Raw genomic sequence first — 19,011 nt, forward strand, 5'->3', positions numbered from 1 at the left:
ATGACCGTAAACGTTGACACTCAGTCTTTGATTGCATCTATGCGCGATGTAGTAGGGCAAGCCTATTTGTTAACTGATAAAGCGAAGAAGGCAGCCATATACTAAAGGATTTCGCTTCGGCGCAGGTGAGGCGCTAGCGGTAGTAAGACCGGGAACATTGGTGGAAATTTGGCGCGTATTGAAACTTTGTGTTGATGCTGATGTTGCGGTAATTATGCAGGCGGCAAATACAGGGTTAACGGGGGGGTCTACGCCAGACGGTAAAGATTACGATAGGCCTCTTGTTATCATAAGCACCATGCGAATTGATGAGATTCAGCTGGTGGACAATGGTAAACAAATTGTAGGTCTTGCCGGAAGTACTTTATTTGGATTGGAAGAGACGCTTGCGCCTTACGGCCGTGAACCTCACTCAGTGATTGGGTCTTCATGTATTGGCGCATCCATCGTCGGTGGAATCTGCAACAACTCTGGTGGCGCTTTGGTTAAACGAGGCCCTGCCTATACTGAACTCGCACTTTTTGCCCAAATCGACGCTAATGGCAATCTATCTTTGGTAAACAATCTGGGGATTAACCTAGGTAGCGAACCCGAAGAGATTTTAAATAACCTTGAAAGCAAGCGTTATACAGAAGCTGACGTTCAGCATCCTGACGCTCGCGCATCAGACAACGAGTATGATGAACGAGTTCGAGACGTTGATTCAGACACACCTTCGCGCTTCAATAACGACGGCAGGCGACTTCACGACGCTTCAGGCTGTGCAGGCAAACTAGCTGTTTTTGCTGTAAGGCTAGACACGTTTCCTATTCCTGAGAAAAAGCAGGTATTTTATGTGGGGTCTAACGACGCCGCAGTGTTTACCAAAGTGCGTCGCGACATACTTTCTACTTTCAAGAACTTGCCAGACTCGGGTGAGTACCTTCACCGTGACTGCTACGACGTATCAAAGAAATACGGTAAAGATATGTTTATCGTTATCAGCAAGCTTGGCGCCAAATTTATTCCTAAGCTGTTTGCATTTAAGCGCAAATTTGACGCATTTACCGACAAGTTAGGTTTTTTACCCAACAAAATGTCAGACCGCGTCATGCAGTACATGAGCTATATTTTTCCTAATCACTTACCCAAGCGCATGGAAGCGTTTAGGGACAAATATCAGCATCACTGGATTTTGGAAATGAGCAACGACGGGGTAGATGAAGCTAAAGCCTATCTAGATGAGTTCTTTAAAACCAATGAAGGTGGCTACTTTGAATGTACCGAGGAAGAAGCAGATAAAGCGATTTTACACCGCTTTGTTGCCGGTGGAGCAATAGGTCGCTACCACGTGATGCACAGTAAAGACGTGGGCGCTATGATGACCATAGACGTTGCACTTCGCCGTAACGACCCTGATTGGTTTGAAATATTGCCTAAAGAAATAGACGACCAGATAGATACCAAACTCTATTACGGTCATTTGTTTTGTCACGTAATGCACCAAAACTATGTATTGAAGAAAGGCGCCGACGCAAAATTGTTAAAAGGCAAAATTCTAGAAACCTTTGATGCAAGAAGCGCTGAGTATCCTGCAGAGCACAATGTGGGTCATGAGTACTTTGCCAAAGATGCGCTTAAGAACTTCTATCGCGAACTCGACCCAACTAACAGCTTTAACCCTGGCATAGGCAAAACCACCAAACTTAAAAACTGGGCTGAGCAAGAAGGTGGATGTTGTGGTGGGCATCATTAACAGCCTGATGAATTAAAACACCTCATAAGGTTCTGCTTGGCGTTTTCTAAACTGAAGCCATGCAGAACCCTTATTCTTTCTAACTTACCTTTTGCAGTTAGTTTTACAAACAAGTCCTGAGATCACCACCACCTTGTCTAATCTGGCCTGACCTGAACCAAACTCGATCCCCGCTAGTAACAAAAGAAAGTGTTTAAACTTTCACAGGTTATTAGTTTACCTGTTAGTGAAAAGGGATTTGCTATGAAAGGTCAAGTAAACAACTCCACGATTCTACTTCCTGTATTTCTTCCCGCCGTTGCTATTATTTTGCTATTGGTTATCGGAACGATTAGTAACCCCGAACTTGCCGGAAAGGCCTTCGACAGTACGTTGGCATGGATAACCCAAACGTTTGGCTGGTTCTATATGTTATCGGTAGCCATCTTCTTGGTCTTTATCGTGTCGGTGGCGTCTTCAAGTTGGGGAAATATAAGATTAGGGCCAGACCATGCAGAGCCCCAATATAGCTTTCCCGAATGGTTTTCTATGTTGTTTTCTGCGGGCTACGGCGTAGCGCTGCTCTACTTCGGCGTGGCAGAGCCCGTACTACACTATTCTTCGCCGCCTGCAGGAGCAGCTGAAACGGTCGACGCTGCTAAGCAAGCTATGCAAATCGCATTTTTCCATTGGGGTTTTCACATCTGGGCGATCTACGGGCTAGTCGGTTTGGTTCTTGCCTATTTTGCTTTTCGACATGGCTTGCCGTTATCTATACGTTCGGCTTTGTATCCGCTGATAGGGGATAAAATTTATGGTCCTATCGGTCATGCTGTAGATGTATTCGCTATTCTGGGTACTTTGTTTGGTATTGCTACTACGCTTGGTCTTTCTGTAACGCAAATAAACGCGGGGCTCAACTACCTTTCCGGCGACATTCCTATCGACATTATGGTGCAAGTAGGCACCATTGCTATTGTGACTATCGCAGCAACTATATCGGTAATTGCGGGAATGGATAAAGGCATTAAAAGGCTATCAATTCTTAATATGGTTCTAGCTGTATCGCTTATGAGTACCGTCTTTATCTTCGGAGAAACGGTTCATATTTTAGAAACCTTTCTACAGAACACAGGAAGTTATATTAACGGCATCATTGAGCGCACCTTTAATCTTCAGGCCTATAGTCGCAGCGATTGGATTGGTAACTGGACGCTGTTTATTTTTGGCTGGACCATCGCTTGGGCGCCGTTTGTAGGCATGTTTATCGCCAAAATAAGTCGAGGCAGAACCATTAGGCAGTTTGTTTTTGGTGTAATGCTTGTGCCTACCATGTTCACCTTTCTTTGGTTTTCCGTGTTTGGCGACACCGCGCTAAATGCCATTATGAACCAAGGTGTTGCTACACTCATTAGCGATGTGCAGGAAAACGAAGCGGTTGCGTTGTTCAAACTTTATGACTTGCTACCTGGCGCGTCAATCATGTCAGGCTTAACCGTGTTGTTGATCATTACGTTCTTCGTGACGTCATCAGATTCTGGGTCGCTGGTTATCGATTCTCTTGCTTCTGGTGGTAAAGAAGAAAGCCCGGTTTGGCAGCGTATATTCTGGGCGTGTCTGGAAGGAACCGTTGCTGCAGTGTTGCTGTTGGCTGGTGGACTGAATGCCCTGCAAACGATGACCATTGCGAGCGCATTACCATTCGCCTTCATTATGCTAGCGTCTGCAGCAGGTCTATGGCGTGCGCTTGTCATTGAAGGCTACCGAAATAACAGTTTGAAGGCGAATACGCTTAATAGAAATCACGGCCGCTCGACTAGCCTAAAAGGCCGACTCGCAGCAATGGTCGATTACCCCAGCCGAAATGAGGTGCATGAGTTTATTGATACAACCGTGATTGCAGCGATGAAAGACGTACAAGCTGCTTTGAAAGCGCGAGAGTGGGAAGCGTTTGTTAAGCTTGATGAGGAAACGGGAAGGGCCACCTTCACTGTTGAGCGTCACGATCACATGGATTTTATCTACGATATTCGTATGACTGAATATTTAGTGCCAGGGTTTAGCTACGCAGAGCTGCGTTCAGAAGAAGACGAGTCGGAAAAATATTTTCGCGCTGAAGTGTTCCTTCGCCGCGGAGGGCAAGCTTACGATATTTACGGCTATGATAAAGAGAGTATTACTAAGGACATTTTAGATCAGTTCGAAAGTTATCTGCACTTCCTCGATACCAGCCCAGGCGAACTGCCTTGGGAAATGGATGCGTATGATGACATGTTGACGCAGCCTAAAGAGTAAACAATCCGCAGGGGCTTAGGTTGAAGGGAAAGCAAGGCTGCTTTCCCTTATTTATCCCCTAATTAATTACTTACTTAGAAGTAGTTAGCAATTTGGTTAATAACCGCATTTACCGCGCGGTAAGCATTTGATTCGTTTTCAACGCCACAGGCTTGGCCATTACAGCCTGACCAGTAAGGGTCAGAGAAGTAGTCTAGCTGTGTAGCACTGCCGAATGCCTGAGGGTAGGCCATGATAGTTGAGAAGTTGTTATCAACGCCGTGACCAATACCATCACTATATACACCGCCTACTGAACCTTGGCGAACAGAGTGGCCTAAGCCCATGTTGTGACCGAGTTCATGAACAAATGTAGACAGACCGCAGTCAACGGCGCTGATGCTGTACATGCGGCTTTGCGAGCTAGCGTACAGTGTACCGTTGTTGCCTTGACCAACCCAGCCAATGCCGCACACGTAACCCGCTAGCTGACCGCCTTCATAAATGTTTTCACGATTACCTAAAAGCACAACCATGTCTGCGCCGTTTGAAGATCGTGCGTTTTGCACACCACTGCTATCAGTTAACAAGTCTAGCGCACTTTCTGTAGGTTGAAGGTCGCTAGATGTTGCAGCAGAAGACTGAGCGCCTACTAAACGCAACTGCAGATCTACCGCATTATTTTGATAAACACGGTTGGCGTGTGAGATGTATTGGTTAATTTTAGTGTCGATATTAGACACATTGTTTGCAGCAGGTTGGGTGTAAAGCACCATTACATCGATGGTGGCTGCTGTTACTGATGTTGCACAAAGCAGTGAAACTGCCATTGCCGTTAAACACTTAAATGTGTGTTTCATTTTTATTTCCTTCTTGTTGTTTTATTTGAGCTTGTTGAATTTCCTGTGAAGCTCAACAGGCACTAGGGGATTAGTTTTGGCCGAGATCGAAGACTTCTTCAGCGTTGTCGTCGCTAAGCGGGCGTTCGCTGTCGGGTTCACGTTCGATGTGGTTTTGCATCATTGAAGACTTTGGGGCTATCCACGCGTATTTATCATTGCCTTCAAGCACAAACACGTCGCGAGGCGTGGCTAAGTTTCCGTAGGTGGCATTTTCGCCAAGCGTTATAACGGCGGCGTAGAGAGAGCCCGCACCTGGGATGTGGGCCTCTACGGTACGATCGCCGTTTGGATGAGTGACAACGTGGTCAACTTCACCGGTGTAACTGCCACCGAATTGTGGGATGTATAAATCGAGATACTCGCCAACTTCTACCGTCATTAATTCTTCACGATCAAGCTCAATGTAAGCTTCATCGGTTACGTCAGCGGGAATATAGCCTTCTGCTTCAAGTATCGTTTTGCCATCTTCTGATGTTGTCCAGACGATGGTGTCTTTCTCTGATCTACCGTTAGTAGTAGTTGTAGCCTGAGCTTTTAGCTCGGCTTCATTTTTTGGTTTGAAGTTATCGACACCGGTCGATAACACTTTGCCGTTTCGTTGCCTTTCAACAGTGCTTTCTTTACCAACAGATTCGGTCTCAGCATTCGCCGCTGCTACCTCTTTTTTGCCCGAGGGGGTTGTATCGATAAAGGCGAAAATACAACCAATAGCTACAATTGCCGTCGAAGCGGCAACAATACGCTTTTTCATAGTGTGTTCCTTTTATTTTTACTTACTGAATTTAGGAAATTGAACGTTAGAAATTAGCGACACTCTGATCCTCAAAGCGCGCTCTAGGTGAGCGATATAGAGAACCAATGTGTTTAGTGAAATTGCTTAGTGAATTAAGTAAGTCATTAAAACGTATAACATTTTCACGGTTATAAAAGTATCGCTTTGCATAAGGGGGTATAAAATTTAGCCCTTTAATGCAGTGTAAATTTCTTAGGCTAAATACGGGACTGCAAGATGTAGACCGAACGCTGAATTGGCTTGTTTTAACCATGTGAGTGAGAACGAATAAGTCACCTGAAAATGGCTTCTGGATGATGAAAAGAGAACACTAAAAATAACGAAGGAATAATCCCACTTGATAAGAGAGATAGCGAGGTAACAAGAGCGCAAAAAAAAGCGGGACAGGTAGGGAAAATATAAAAAAAGAGCGAGTAAAATCCTTTACTCGCTCAGTAAGAAGGCCACCTCTTCTGAGGGAAAGTAGCCGTCGGAGAACTGTTGGTTTTCTATTACGCTAATCGGTTGATTATTGAAGAGAAATCCATCCCTGCATTGCCTTCTTCGCAATGCATTTCAAACCACTTTGCAGCAAGCTCACCCATAGGTATTTGCGCGTTGACGCCCTTCGCGCCCTGCATGGCAAGGCCTAAGTCTTTAAGCATAAGCGCTGAAGCGAAACCGCCTGCAAAATCGTTATCAGCTGGGCTTTGAGGCCCTACACCTTTTACAGGGCAGTAGGTGGTCATTGACCATGTCTGTCCTGACGCATTAGACGCTATATCGAAGAATACTTGTGGATCTAGGCCTAGCTTTTGGGCCAGCTGGAAGCTTTCGCAGGTGGCTATCATAGTTGCCCCAAGCAGCATATTGTTGCAAATCTTCGCAGCTTGACCCGCGCCATGGCCGCCCGCATGAACAATTTTTTTGCCCATAGCACCAAGAACGCATTGCGCTTTATTGAAAGCGTCAGTATCGCCGCCCACCATAAACGTGAGTGTGCCGCCCGCAGCCGCTGCAACACCACCAGAAACCGGCGCATCCAACATTTTAAGGCCTTTTTTCTCTGCCAGTTCCGACACACTCTTCGCCGTTTCTACGTCGATGGTGGAGCAATCAATAAGCAAGGTGCCTTCGCGGACAGAAGCCAAGATCTGATTTGAATAGATATCTTGTACGTGCTTGCCTGCTGGTAACATAGTGATAACGATGTCGGCCTCAGCAGCAGCTTGCTCGGTACTTTGCGCAATAGTACACCCTGCCGCTTTGGCTTTGGCCAGTGCCGCTTCGCTTAAGTCAAAAGCCAATACGTTGTAATCGTTCTTAACCAGATTATCTGCCATCCCTGAGCCCATATTACCTAGGCCAATAAATGCAACTGTGGTCATAATAGTCTCCTCGTTTAGCCCATGGTTGGAATAACAAAGGCGTTGTCGTTCGTATCTGAGCCATCAGGCCAGCGCTGTGTAATGGTCTTAACCTTGGTCCAGAATTTCACCCCTTCCATACCGTGCTGGTTGGTATCACCAAACGCAGAGCGCTTCCAGCCCCCAAATGTGTGGTAAGCAACTGGCACAGGAATAGGTACGTTAATTCCAACCATGCCCACGTTTACACGTTGCGCAAATTCACGCGCCGCATGGCCGTTACGAGTGTACATAGCAACACCATTACCGTATTGATGATCACTTGCTAAGTTAACCGCTTCATTGAAGTCTTTAGCGCGCACCATTTGCAGCACTGGACCAAAAATTTCTTCTTGGTATGAGCGCATATCTTTGGACACGTGGTCGAAGAACGTTGGGCCGATAAAGTAGCCTCGACTGTCGTCTGGGATCTGACTGGTTCTGCCGTCATACACAAGCTCAGCACCTTCTTCTATGCAAAGGTCGATATAGCCTTCAACGCGCTCTTTGTGAGCAGCAGTAACCACAGGGCCATAATGAGCGTTAGGATCTTCACTATGACTTACCATAATGTCTTTAATAGCCGGAATAAGCTTGGCTTTCAGTTTCTCAGCGGTTTCATCGCCCACCGGAACGACAACCGGTAGCGCCATACAGCGTTCACCGGCACTGCCGTACGCAGCACCTACTAAGTCGGTTACTACCTGATCCAAATCAGCATCAGGCATTACGATACCGTGGTTTTTCGCGCCGCCCATAGCTTGAACGCGCTTACCTGAACGAGCACCACGCTCGTACACGTAGTTAGCGATATCAGAAGAGCCTACAAAGCTCACCGCCTTGATAGTTTGATGATCTAAAATACCATCAACCACTTCTTTGTTACCGTGCACAACGTTAAGCACGCCTGCAGGAAGGCCGGCTTCAATCATAAGCTTTGCCAGTTCAACAGGTACTGACGGATCGCGCTCAGATGGTTTTAAAATGAACGCATTACCGCAGGCAATTGCCACACCAAACATCCACATTGGGATCATAGCCGGGAAGTTAAATGGCGTAATACCTGCCACTACACCCAACGCTTGGCGCATGGAATACACATCGATTCCCGGGCCTGCGCCTTCGGTATATTCACCTTTTTGCGCATGAGGGATACCACAGGCAAACTCGATAACTTCAAGGCCGCGCTGAATATCACCTTGCGCATCAACCAACACTTTTCCGTGCTCGCTAGATAGCAACGCGGCTAGGCGATCGCGGTTTGCTTCAACTAGTTCTTTAAACTTGAACATGACACGAGCGCGTCGCTGAGGGTTTGTCGCTGCCCACTCAACCTGTGCAGCTTGGGCTGTTTCAATTGCATAGGCCAAAGTTGAAGTGTTAGCTAAGCTTACTTCAGCTTGTACTTCACCTGTGTTAGGCGCAAATACCGACGCGGTATTTTCGCTGCTATCCTCAAAATCTTTACCTGCAATAAAGTGAACAATCTTTCTCATGACATAGCTCCTGTAATTTTTAACAATATTGAAACCTTGTGTTTGCAAAGGCAATACATATACTTGCAGTATGGTGCTGTAAAAATGCAGGTGTTTGAATGAATTGGGATGACATGCGTTTATTTCTTGGTTTGGCAAGAAATGGCCGCGTAGCTATTGCAGCTAAAGGCTTAAAGGTAGATCCTACGACCTTGATACGTCGTGTAAAAAAACTGGAGGACTCACTAAATTGTAAATTGTTTGAGCTGACTAAAAGAGGGTATGTGCTTACCACCCATGGTAGTGAGCTAGTTACGTATATTGAAAAAGCAGAGCATTATTTTTTAGAAGCGCAAAATGAGCTTGGCGATGAACGTTCCCACTTGGCCGGCTCCATTAGAGTTAGCGTTTCTGAAGGCTTTGGAAGTTGGTTTTTAGCACCTCTACTGGCCGACTTCAAGAAGCAGTACCCGGGAATTAGTATTGAGCTTGTGGCAACAAGCGGTTTTCTAAACCTGAATAAACGGGAAGCCGATATGGCTATCTTGTTAGAAAAGCCTAGTAAAGGCTTATTGGTTACACAAAAACTGACTGACTATAACCTTTATCTTTATACCCATCAGTCTCTTGTCGACGCTAAAAAACCGCAAACATTACAAGATCTTACCTCATTCAATTTAGTGAGCTATGTACCCGATCTGGTGTATGCGCCACAGTTAAAGTTCATTGAAGAGACTGCACTTTCACAGTTAAGTGCACTTCGCAGTACGAGCATTAATGCGCAATATCAGATGCTTATTAATGGGGCTGGCGTAGGGATTTTGCCCAAGTTTATGGCTGAGAAACAACCAGGCTTGGTTCGGCTAATTGAAAACGAGATTCACATCAAACGCACGTTCTGGTTGGCTACGCACAAAGAAACGCATTCTCAAGCTCGTTTCCAAGCATTTACACACTGGCTAATTGAAAACGTAGCGCGTTATCAAACAAGTTTTACTGACTAGCGATGATCGATATAGTAAAGATCCCATCTTGATTGAAACTATTGAATTGTAAGGTCTAATACCGAGTTGGAGTAGTACAGACAAAAGTTTACTCCATTCAAAAGCCGTTTATTCGTAACATCATCCTGCGGCAAAATGCTTAAGTCAGTAAAACAAACGAAGCTAAGTTTATATCTAAGTAATCTTTCAAATAGAATTGTAAATTTACTAAGAAAAACGGCAGTTTAGTCGATAAACGTCTTATTACCGCAAAATTTTGTCAGAGAAGCGTTCATGTTCAACAAACACCTAGTTAAAGAAAACGAAGCACTTAAAGAGGAACTACATATACTCAAGCAAGTGCGAGATGGCTTGCGCGAAGATATGATCTTTCTTCGTCTCAACGAGCGCGGCGAAATTGACGATGTCAATGAGATGTTTCAAAAAGAGCTTGGTTACTCACTGTCTCAAGTTAAAGGGCAACGCTTCTTTGAATTTGTTCCCGAAATTGCGAGGAATACGCCACACTATAAAAAGCTTAAAAATTCAATTGAGAAGCGCGTTCATTACTGGGGAGCAATTGAATTTTTTCGTGAAAACGGCGAGGAAGCGTGGCTAAGGGGTGTAGTTGAGCCGATTTTTGATATTAACGGCAATATCCATAAATTCTCGGTAAACCTGAATGATCTCACGCGAACCATTGCTAAGTCGAAAGAACACGAAGATTTGGTGGCCGCGCTACATAAGTCAAATGCAGCGATAGAATTCGATTTAAACGGAAATATTCAGGACGCAAACGAAGCTTTCTTAAAAACCGTTAAGTACAGTCTGAATGATATTAAAGGTAAGCATCATAGAATTTTTTGTGATACCGAATATGCGAACTCACGAGAATATAAATTGTTTTGGGAGCGACTTGCTCAAGGCGAGTTTGTAGCAGGACGATTCGAACGGTTCGACGCTCACGGCAATTCTATTTGGCTTGAAGCCACCTATAACCCTATTTGTGATTCCCACGGGCGCATGTATAAAGTGGTTAAGCTGGCTACTGATATTACTGAGCAGGTGGCACGAGAAAGTGCGGTATCCAGTGCCGCTGATATTGCCTACCGTTCTTCAAACACCACAGATCAAATCGCGTCCAGAGGCAAAGACGTTATTAGCGAGCTGCTTTCTGAAATGTCTTCACTGTCGCAGCAAATGGATAGGGCAAAAGAAGGGATTAACGCGTTGGACGCTCAGTCTCAACAAATTGCCACGATTATCGGAAGTATCAGTGCTATTGCCGAACAAACCAACTTACTTGCTCTAAATGCTGCGATTGAGGCGGCACGTGCTGGCGATCAGGGGCGAGGTTTCGCTGTAGTTGCTGACGAGGTGCGTCAGTTAGCATCGCGTACAACCGAAGCCACAGAAGAAATCATCAATGTGGTTAAACACAACCAGACATTGGCCACAGACGCAGTAAATTTGGTTAATGAAGGTGATGAAAAGGCGCAATCAGGGCTCAACTACGCCAGAGAGGCGGGTGAAGTTATCGAACAAATTCAAGACGGTGCAAAAGAAGTCGTTGATGCAGTGGGGCAGTTTTCTAGTCGTCTAGGAAGTTAGTCGCCGTTATTATAGCTAGTTACCTAGAAATACGTATCTCCCGCTAAATACAGAAGTGCTGCTATTCTTTGGAAGAAAATGCTTTTGAAAATTGAATTCATCCTGTCTAGATAGGATGAATTTTCTCCATCTAGTCTAAGGGTTAAAAGGCTTTTCAGGTTAGCTTAAAACTCGTACAAGCTGGCGCTTTTTATTGCAATTATCTTGGCTGCCTTGCAGCATGGTAGATGTGTTCACCCTTTGCCTATCATGCCTATACGGAAAGCCCTATGACCAGAATACATCCAAATGCTGTTTGTGTTACTGCACTAACTGCTGTATCTTTTTTTAGCAGTTTGACCCTCGCTAATACCCCACAAGCCATGTCTCCATCAGTGGGTACCGAAACAGTAAAAAGTCTTTCATTATCAGAAACTAAAACGCCGCTTATCCCTTTGGCCACCTATCCAATAGTAAACAAGCCTCTGCCGCGATTTAGCGTTGATGCAAGTTGGCCGTCGTTGCCAGAAACTTGGATGCTAGGGCAGGTGTCTGGCCTTTCTATCGATAAATATGATCACGTATGGATATTGCAGCGTCCCAATTCTCTTGGCAAAACCGATACTGGCCTTACTGCAACGCCCCCCACTGCCGTTTGCTGTAAACCTGCCCCCCATGTTATCCGTTTTACGCCCGATGGCGAGGTAGCTAAAGCATGGGGCGGTGAAAGCAATGCGCCTACGATTGATGGTGTAAACCAATGGCCGATAAACGTACACGGTCTATTTGTTGATAAGAATGACACGGTTTGGTTAGCTGGCAATGGTAAAGACGATCATGTTTCTGTGGGTTTTACTTTTAATGGAGAGTTTGTAAAAGGCATAGGTAGACGTGGGCAAACTAACGGCAACATGGACCTTGTTACACTGGGCAATCCCGCAGATATGTTTATGGACAGTGAGCATAACGAATTAGTGATTGCGGATGGCTATATTAATGCGCGCATTGCAAGTTTTGATGTTGAGAAAGAGAGGGCGACTCATGTGCTTGGTGCTTATGGAGAAAAGCCATTAGGGCCCACTCGTGAAGGAGACTTTGATCAGTCCCAAGCCACCCAGCCGCAAAAGCAGGGGATAGACCCGGAAAACCCATTATTTGGGAATATTGTGCACTGTATAAATCAAGACAGCGACGGATTTATCTATGTTTGCGATCGTAGAAACAACCGCCTTCAAATATTTAAACGGGAAAAAAGCGGTGATATCCGCTTTGTTAAAAATTTTGCTGTACGCCCAGAAACCGGGGGGCTAGGTACTGCAACTGATGTGGCATTTTCACCGGATGGAAAATACTTGTACGTTGCCGACATGATGAACGGACGTATTTGGATTTACGATAGAAAATCTCATGAAAAGCTAGGTTCGATCGGTAAAAACGGCCGCTATCCAGGTCAATTTATATGGCTACACAGTATTGATACCGACAGCGAAGGAAACTTGTACACCACCGAAGTAAATACGGGGAGACGAGTTCAAAAGCTGGTATTTCAGGGCATTAAATAATGCCCTTGTATGATGGTCATGAACCGTCTTGGGGTTTGAGCACAAAGGCAAATACCTTAATACGCCCCAGAAATTTACCATCGGTTTTTTAGAAAGTAATAACTACGCAGAGATTAGTCATGTAATGCGTCTAAAAATGGTACCTTAAATCGCTCAAAAGCTTCAATGTGAGGCAAGTGGCCTAACCCTTCTAATTCAACAACATGGATGTTTGAGTTACGTGCTTTTACTTCCTTGCCTAGTCTGTCGTAGCGACCTAATTCTCTACTTACGTCGTTATGTTTGTTAGCACGGCCAGGCGCTGTGCGATCACGGGTACCTAATATTAGTGTGGTTGGCAGGGTCAAACTATCAAACTCTTCAATAACCGGTTGTGTAAATATCATATCGTAGGTCAGTGCATTAACCCGTGCTAGCGTTTCCCAGTCTGGGCCGTTTATCCACCCTTGTAAAAACTCGGCATGCTCGGCATATGTGTTGTTCCACGCACCGTCGTAATAGTTTTTTGTTTGATAATTAACGATCATCTCTGGCGTTTTCTTAAGCTCGTTTTGATACACCTTTTCTATATCGGTGTAACTTTCATATAGAAGATAATTTTCTAGACCAATTGGGTTTATTAATATCAGCTCTTCGCTTTTGTCGGGGGAAAGCAATGCAAATCGCGTAGCCAACATACCGCCCATGGAGTGCCCAACGATAATACTTTTTTCGATGTTTAAAGACTGCATTAGTTGTCGCGTATTGTTCGCAAGCGTGGCAAAACTGTATTGATATTGTGTAGGTTTAGACGATTTTCCAAAGCCTATTTGTTCGGGTATAAGCACACCATAGCCCTGGCTTTGCAGAAGGCGAGCCGTACTTTCCCAGTAAGCTCCGTTAAAATTTTTCCCATGAAAAAGCGTTACCACAGGCTTTTCTTCTTTGGGAGGCAAAAACATATAGGCCATTTCTAGGTCGTTTCCCTGCGATGAGAAACTAAACATTTTTACTTCGAACGGATACTCCACCGTGCTCAAGCGTTTATCAAATGCGGGGCGGTCTAGGGAATTGGCGTCGGTTCCCAGTGCAAGAGATACGTGTGAAAAGAGTAGCAATGACAGCATGCCATGAATTAGCAATACCGTTACATTTTTGAGCATAAATCACCTTCTGGCCAGATCAAGAGCGGATCGAGCCCAGTATGGCATACCCGTTTTTATCTACCCACTCATCCTCGCCTAGATACGACAACAGCACAAAATTTAGCGATGCTTCCCGATAATTTTAATATGGCGCAAATGCTCTTGCTGTGTTTTTTTGATTATCATTGCTTTATTTATTCATTATTTGTAATCAAAAATGACCCTTTTGATAGCCTTTAAAGGTAAGGGTGTGTAAAAGGTGATTTTACTTTTTATTAAATTTTGAAAATTTACAATTAAAGTTAACAATTTAAAACACTTTAATATCAATCGCTTGCGGTGTTTTCGATATTCGTTGATAAAAACTTGTTAATTTTTTGGTTGACGGGGGTAACAAATGGTGGTCATATTCTCGCATGTTGAGCAATTGATCTTTATGTGAGCATTTGGGTTTTATTGATGTTTTTCCCGATTTCTCCAAGATACGAAGACTCTTCAAAAATTACACTCCACACAATTACGAAAGAATAATAGAGGGTTCACAATGGGACTAGATACAACGAAACACGTGACGCAATCAACTAAGTTCGCTAAACGCGCATCTTTAAGTCTGATCGCTGCCGCTGTATTGGCGGCCACCGTGCCAACGTTAGGTATGGCGCAAGAGCTAAGCCAAGAAAAGCCGATGTACGTACCACCCAGTGAACCCAATGAATTTCTTGATGGACGAGTGCAAGTTAACTTCTTAGCTATGCAGAACTACCAAGCTATCCAAGCCAAAGATGGTGCGTTCCGCCCAGAAGATGAAACTCAGTCAGATGGCTTTGGGCGTCTTCGCGTTAACTTAATGTTCAAGTTCAAAATTACTGAAAACATAACTGCCGATATTGATATCGCTGAAGAGCCTAATGACTTCGGTAATAATGGTGACAGAGACTTCTCATTCCACCAAGATTTTGCCGGCGTTGAGTTTGATATGTTTGGACTGACTGGCTATGAAAAAGAGAACGCTAGCCTTATTCTGCGTGTGGGCAACATAGGTGCCTCTCCTTTCCAGTTTAAAGGTTTCCAAGACGGTGCGGACAACCAAGGTAACGCACTTATCGGTAACGGCATTAACGACTACGCCACTGCCGAAAACGGTATTCAGCTAAGCTACACCGAAACCTTCGATAGCGGCATTCTTCGCTCATACAATGTGGCGGGTCACATGACTACGTCAAGCTTTGGTGAAGCTTTTCAGGAAGATCGCGGCTACAACTACCGTTTGCAAGGTACCTTGGAATTTGAAGGTGGCTTTAAAGCCGGACTTAACTTCTTCAATGCTAATCAAGGCGAGCAACTTGTATTCGAAAACGGTCTTGCCAGCTTAGATGGCGTTACCACTACCAACTATCGTTTTGGTGACGGTGAAAACTATAACTTTTCTGCGTCTGCCTCTAGTGAACGTGATACTCACGTAGGTGCACTACCAGGGCTTAATCAATCAATTATGCAACTTAACTTGGCGTATCAGCCAAGTGACCAAACCAGCGTTATTTTAATGTTAGGTAAAGCAACTGATGATTATACCTTTGCAGACGTAGAAGGTAATGCTGTTGCAGGTATCACTTACTTCGGTAATGAAGGCGTGTTAGACCCAACAGGCACTACGTTCGATTCTAACCAAGTCATTGAGGCTGATTCGTCAGTTGAATACTGGGTAGTAGAAGCGCAGCAATACATTATTCCAGAGAAGCTCTATGTTGCTGCACGTTATGCAGAATCTGAAAATACGTCAGACCTTATTGAGCAAACAGATAATGACGTGACTCGTCTACAGGTATCAGCGGGCTATTGGATCAACGACCGTACCCTTTGGAAAGTTGAATACGTAGACCAAGACGAAGGCGTTAATTCTGGCGGTCAAATTGGTGCTGGTTTCGACGGCCTAACCTCTGAAATTTCAGTTAAGTTTTAAGTCCGAGCCGAGTTTTAACACAAAAGGTTAGGCACTGAGTTGCTTCGCTGCCTAACCACCTAACTTACTTTAATACCTCTGATTTTTTTATCCCCGCTTTAACCAAATTTGGGCGGGGAGGGGAAAGTCATATCTGATAAGAGTACAAAGGGGAGAGACCCGATGTTAAAAAAACTATCTTTAATTGTAGCCAGCGCACTAACCATTAATGCGGCGGCGCAAGCAGAAACTATCACTATCGCTACCGTTAACAATGGCGACATGATCACCATGAAGTCGCTTAGCAGCGAGTTTGAAAAGCAGCACCCTGATATCGACCTCAAATGGGTAACGTTAGAAGAAAACATTCTTCGTCAGCGCGTTACTACCGACGTTGCTACTAGCGGTGGGCAGTACGATGTAATGACAATTGGCACTTATGAAGTACCAATTTGGGGCAAGCAAGGCTGGCTTACCGAACTTAACGGGCTAGGTGATGATTACGATATTGACGACTTGTTACCTGCCATTCGCAGTGGCCTTTCCGTAAACGACAAGCTTTATGCTGCACCGTTTTATGGTGAAAGTTCAATGGTGATGTACCGCACTGACCTAATGGAAAAAGCGGGCTTAGAAATGCCAAAAGCGCCAACGTGGAGCTTTATCAAAGAAGCTGCTGCAGCAATGACCGATAAAGACGCCGGGGTATACGGCATTTGTCTTCGCGGTAAAGCTGGGTGGGGCGAAAACATTGCGCTATTAACGTCGATGTCTAACTCTTTTGGTGCTCGCTGGTTCGACGAAAATTGGAAGCCGCAGTTCGACTCTAAAGCGTGGAAAGACACCTTAGAGTACTACGTAGATGTGATGGAAAAATACGGTCCTCCAGGTTCATCAGCCAATGGTTTTAACGAAAACTTAGCACTGTTCCAAACCGGTAAATGCGGCATGTGGATTGACGCTACAGTAGCGGGTGGCTTTGTTACTAATGAAAAAGACTCTGAAGTTGCCGACAAAGTAGGCTTCGCCCTTGCTCCTGATAACGGTCTAGGTAAACGCGGAAACTGGCTATGGGCCTGGACTTTAGCTATTCCATCAAGCAGTAAGAAAACCGATGCGGCGATGAAGTTCATCAGCTGGGCAACATCAAAGGGCTATTCAAACTTAGTTGCAGATAAAAAAGGTTGGGCGAATGTCCCTCCGGGCACACGTACCTCATTGTATGAGAACGACGCTTATTTAGAAGCCGCGCCATTTGCACAAATTACCCTAGATTCGATTAATTCTGCAGACCCGAAAAACCCAACAGTAGAGCCTGTGCCCTACGTAGGTATTCAGTTTGTGGCAATTCCTGAGTTCCAAGGTATTGGTACCGCAGTAGGTCAGCAGTTTAGCGCCGCGTTAACCGGCCGAATGACGGTAGACCAAGCACTGCAAAGCTCACAGCGTTTAGTTGAACGCGCTATGCGCAAAGCTCGCTACCCAAAATAAACAGCGTTAACCACAGGGAAAGTGCTTTATTGTACTTTCCCATTTAATAATTATAAGAGGGCTAGTCATGGCGACCACACAATCTCGTACTTTAGCCAAAATCATGCTTTTTCCTTCGGTCTCTTTGCTTTTAGCATGGATGATCGTGCCTTTATGCATGACCCTTTATTTCTCGGTATTAGACTATAACTTGCTTATGCCGGGCGATAACGAATTCATCGGCTTTCTCAACTACGAGTTCTTTTTAACTGACCCCGCATTCATCGAGTCATTTTTTAACACCCTATTGCTAGTAGGCGGTGTGTTGTTTATTACCATTTGCGGCGGAATTGGCTTAGCGGTTTTATTAGACCAGGCAATATGGGGACGAAACTACGTACGTATTATGGTGCTAGCGCCATTTTTCGTTATGCCTACGGTATCTGCGCTGGTATGGAAAAACATGTTTATGAACCCAGTGAACGGTCTGTTTGCCCACTTCGCTGAGTTTATTGGCGTAACGCCTATCGACTTTTTTGCGGAACTGCCTTTACTGTCAATCATCATCATTGTGTCGTGGCAGTGGCTACCGTTTGCTGCACTGATTTTACTTACCGCTATTCAATCGCTTGACCGAGAGCAGCTAGAAGCGGCAGATCTTGACGGTGCAGGCCCGTGGAGCAAGTTCGTTTATATTGTGCTACCTCACCTTTCTCGTGCGGTCACGGCGGTGATCCTCATTGAGACGATCTTCTTACTGTCGATTTTCGCTGAAATCCTAGTAACGACCAGCGGTGGCCCTGGATATTCATCGACCAACATTACTTACCTTATTTACACCCAATCGCTTTTGCAGTTTGATGTAGGCGGTGGTTCGGCAGGCGGCATCGTGGCAGTGGTTATTGCCAATATAGTCGCTATTTTCCTAATGCGCCTTATTGGCAAGAACTTAGAGGGATAAGTAATGGCGATTAAAGATACGAATAAATCAAAACTTATCTACACCCTTGCGGCGTGGACAGTAAGCGGGATGATTTTCTTCCCCATTCTTTGGACGATTATTACAAGCTTCAAAACAGAGTCAGAGGCCATTTCTGCTTCGCCTAGTTTGTTTATGTTCGATTGGACCTTAGAGAACTATACAGAGGTGCTTTCTCGCTCTCCTTATTTCGACCATTTTATGAACTCAGTTGTGATTTCGCTTGGGGCTAGCCTCCTTGGGTTGCTAATTGCTATTCCAGCAGCTTGGTCGATGGCGTTTGTCCAAACTAAGCGCACAAAGAACCTACTTATGTGGATGCTTTCTACCAAGATGCTTCCACCGGTAGGCGTGTTAATTCCTATTTACCTGCTATTTCGCGATTTTGGATTATTAGATACGCGCATTGGTTTGGTCGTTGTAATGACGCTTATTAACCTGCCTATCATGGTGTGGATGCTTTATACCTACTTTAGAGAGATCCCTAACGAAATATTGGAAGCAGCACGTATGGATGGCGCGGGAATAAAACAAGAGATCTTCCAAGTGCTGCTGCCGATAGCGCTGCCAGGCATCGCATCAACATTACTGTTGAACGTTATCTTGGCGTGGAATGAGGCATTTTGGACCCTAATTCTTACCGCGGCTAACGCAGCGCCCCTTACCGCGTTTATTGCCAGTTACTCAAGTCCAGAGGGTTTATTTTACGCAAAATTATCAGCCGCCTCAGTAATGGCCGTAGTGCCCATTCTTATTCTTGGTTGGTTTAGTCAGAAACAGTTAGTGCGCGGCTTAAGCTTCGGCGCAGTTAAATAGGAGAG

Annotated in this window: 14 protein-coding genes; 9 read left to right on the forward strand and 5 right to left on the reverse strand. The window is 44.9% G+C overall.

Features of this window, described 5'->3' with window-relative positions; translation table 11 throughout:
• The first annotated feature begins 76 nt into the window (after nt 1-76).
• Both dld and ACYX4M_RS10810 read left to right on the forward strand, forming a co-directional pair.
• A complete protein-coding gene (gene dld / locus ACYX4M_RS10805; RefSeq protein ID WP_476082869.1) occupies nt 77-1,735 on the forward strand; it encodes a D-lactate dehydrogenase in 1,659 nt (552 codons plus the stop codon).
• A gap of 243 nt (nt 1,736-1,978) precedes the next feature.
• Nucleotides 1,979-4,009, forward strand: a complete 2,031-nt coding sequence (locus tag ACYX4M_RS10810; RefSeq protein WP_476080109.1) for a BCCT family transporter — start codon at nt 1,979-1,981, stop codon at nt 4,007-4,009.
• A gap of 74 nt (nt 4,010-4,083) precedes the next feature.
• On the opposite strand, the gene ACYX4M_RS10815 is transcribed toward ACYX4M_RS10810, so the two are convergent.
• From ACYX4M_RS10815 to ACYX4M_RS10830, 4 genes are all read right to left on the reverse strand, one after another.
• Nucleotides 4,084-4,848 (reverse strand): zinc-dependent metalloprotease family protein, encoded by a 765-nt coding sequence (locus tag ACYX4M_RS10815; RefSeq protein WP_474871826.1) that lies wholly within the window; start codon nt 4,846-4,848, stop codon nt 4,084-4,086.
• Nucleotides 4,849-4,918: 70 nt separating this feature from the next.
• The gene (locus tag ACYX4M_RS10820) at nt 4,919-5,641 is read right to left on the reverse strand and encodes a lipocalin/fatty-acid binding family protein (protein WP_474871824.1); all 723 of its coding nucleotides are present in this window, start codon (nt 5,639-5,641) and stop codon (nt 4,919-4,921) included.
• A 533-nt stretch (nt 5,642-6,174) separates the two neighbouring features.
• The gene (mmsB, locus tag ACYX4M_RS10825; protein WP_474871822.1) at nt 6,175-7,050 is read right to left on the reverse strand and encodes a 3-hydroxyisobutyrate dehydrogenase; all 876 of its coding nucleotides are present in this window, start codon (nt 7,048-7,050) and stop codon (nt 6,175-6,177) included.
• 14 nt (nt 7,051-7,064) lie between these two features.
• Nucleotides 7,065-8,564: a CoA-acylating methylmalonate-semialdehyde dehydrogenase gene (locus ACYX4M_RS10830; protein ID WP_474871820.1), complete on the reverse strand. Its 1,500-nt coding sequence runs from the start codon at nt 8,562-8,564 to the stop codon at nt 7,065-7,067.
• 98 nt (nt 8,565-8,662) lie between these two features.
• Here ACYX4M_RS10830 and ACYX4M_RS10835 point away from each other — a divergent pair, with 98 nt between their 5' ends.
• The 3 genes from ACYX4M_RS10835 to ACYX4M_RS10845 all read left to right on the forward strand — a co-directional run bounded on the left by ACYX4M_RS10835 (nt 8,663) and on the right by ACYX4M_RS10845 (nt 12,678).
• Nucleotides 8,663-9,547, forward strand: coding sequence for a LysR family transcriptional regulator (locus ACYX4M_RS10835; protein WP_476080110.1), 885 nt, complete (start codon nt 8,663-8,665; stop codon nt 9,545-9,547).
• A gap of 273 nt (nt 9,548-9,820) precedes the next feature.
• Nucleotides 9,821-11,137 (forward strand): methyl-accepting chemotaxis protein, encoded by a 1,317-nt coding sequence (locus tag ACYX4M_RS10840; RefSeq protein WP_476080111.1) that lies wholly within the window; start codon nt 9,821-9,823, stop codon nt 11,135-11,137.
• Between the two features lie 269 nt (nt 11,138-11,406).
• Complete coding sequence (locus tag ACYX4M_RS10845) at nt 11,407-12,678, forward strand: beta-propeller fold lactonase family protein (RefSeq protein WP_476080112.1); 1,272 nt, start codon at nt 11,407-11,409, stop codon at nt 12,676-12,678.
• Between the two features lie 113 nt (nt 12,679-12,791).
• On the opposite strand, the gene ACYX4M_RS10850 is transcribed toward ACYX4M_RS10845, so the two are convergent.
• Nucleotides 12,792-13,820 (reverse strand): alpha/beta fold hydrolase, encoded by a 1,029-nt coding sequence (locus tag ACYX4M_RS10850; RefSeq protein WP_476080113.1) that lies wholly within the window; start codon nt 13,818-13,820, stop codon nt 12,792-12,794.
• Nucleotides 13,821-14,487: 667 nt separating this feature from the next.
• Here ACYX4M_RS10850 and ACYX4M_RS10855 point away from each other — a divergent pair.
• From ACYX4M_RS10855 to ACYX4M_RS10870, 4 genes are all read left to right on the forward strand, one after another.
• Entirely contained in the window at nt 14,488-15,762 is a 1,275-nt protein-coding gene (locus tag ACYX4M_RS10855; RefSeq protein WP_476056419.1) for a hypothetical protein, read from the forward strand.
• Between the two features lie 162 nt (nt 15,763-15,924).
• Entirely contained in the window at nt 15,925-17,232 is a 1,308-nt protein-coding gene (locus tag ACYX4M_RS10860) for an ABC transporter substrate-binding protein (protein WP_474830109.1), read from the forward strand.
• Between the two features lie 67 nt (nt 17,233-17,299).
• A complete protein-coding gene (locus ACYX4M_RS10865) occupies nt 17,300-18,172 on the forward strand; it encodes a carbohydrate ABC transporter permease (protein ID WP_071952603.1) in 873 nt (290 codons plus the stop codon).
• 3 nt (nt 18,173-18,175) lie between these two features.
• A complete protein-coding gene (locus ACYX4M_RS10870) occupies nt 18,176-19,006 on the forward strand; it encodes a carbohydrate ABC transporter permease (RefSeq protein WP_476080114.1) in 831 nt (276 codons plus the stop codon).
• Nucleotides 19,007-19,011: the final 5 nt, after the last annotated feature.

The organism is Alteromonas sp. ABV4_150 (genome assembly GCF_056311745.1).

Coding starts and splice junctions, on each gene's coding strand:
- ACYX4M_RS10870 (WP_476080114.1), top strand. CDS start 18,176: ATGGCGATTAAAGATACGAATAAATCAAAACTTATCTACACCCTTGCG.
- ACYX4M_RS10840 (WP_476080111.1), top strand. CDS start 9,821: ATGTTCAACAAACACCTAGTTAAAGAAAACGAAGCACTTAAAGAGGAA.
- ACYX4M_RS10845 (WP_476080112.1), top strand. CDS start 11,407: ATGACCAGAATACATCCAAATGCTGTTTGTGTTACTGCACTAACTGCT.
- ACYX4M_RS10835 (WP_476080110.1), top strand. CDS start 8,663: ATGAATTGGGATGACATGCGTTTATTTCTTGGTTTGGCAAGAAATGGC.
- ACYX4M_RS10865 (WP_071952603.1), top strand. CDS start 17,300: ATGGCGACCACACAATCTCGTACTTTAGCCAAAATCATGCTTTTTCCT.
- ACYX4M_RS10850 (WP_476080113.1), bottom strand. CDS start 13,820: ATGCTCAAAAATGTAACGGTATTGCTAATTCATGGCATGCTGTCATTG.
- ACYX4M_RS10830 (WP_474871820.1), bottom strand. CDS start 8,564: ATGAGAAAGATTGTTCACTTTATTGCAGGTAAAGATTTTGAGGATAGC.
- mmsB (WP_474871822.1), bottom strand. CDS start 7,050: ATGACCACAGTTGCATTTATTGGCCTAGGTAATATGGGCTCAGGGATG.
- ACYX4M_RS10820 (WP_474871824.1), bottom strand. CDS start 5,641: ATGAAAAAGCGTATTGTTGCCGCTTCGACGGCAATTGTAGCTATTGGT.
- ACYX4M_RS10810 (WP_476080109.1), top strand. CDS start 1,979: ATGAAAGGTCAAGTAAACAACTCCACGATTCTACTTCCTGTATTTCTT.
- ACYX4M_RS10860 (WP_474830109.1), top strand. CDS start 15,925: ATGTTAAAAAAACTATCTTTAATTGTAGCCAGCGCACTAACCATTAAT.
- ACYX4M_RS10815 (WP_474871826.1), bottom strand. CDS start 4,848: ATGAAACACACATTTAAGTGTTTAACGGCAATGGCAGTTTCACTGCTT.
- ACYX4M_RS10855 (WP_476056419.1), top strand. CDS start 14,488: ATGTACGTACCACCCAGTGAACCCAATGAATTTCTTGATGGACGAGTG.